General features: G+C 54.0%; 1 pseudogene. It reads right to left on the reverse strand.

Annotated features, from left to right (window positions below):
- Positions 1–215 (reverse strand): annotated as a pseudogene (locus CWB98_RS23590) (DSD1 family PLP-dependent enzyme); the annotation flags it as partial.

Here is a 215-nt window from a genome sequence, read left to right on the forward strand (position 1 = left end):
ATAACGTCACAGCTGATTTGGTGCCTTTCCAGTTTGCTGGCGGCATCGCGCACGGCTGCTTGTTCTTGCTGTGCCATTGCTCTGATTTCGTCCAGGCTGCGGCAGTCATATGCGCCGCCAGCATGGGTCAGGACACCACTAAACAGTTCTGCGCTTTGCAGAATTTTAGCAATGGCAATGAGCTGGGGATCATCCGATTTTATGCCGGCCCGCTT

The sequence above is a fragment of the Pseudoalteromonas rubra genome (genome assembly GCF_005887115.1).
GTDB lineage: Bacteria > Pseudomonadota > Gammaproteobacteria > Enterobacterales > Alteromonadaceae > Pseudoalteromonas > Pseudoalteromonas rubra_F.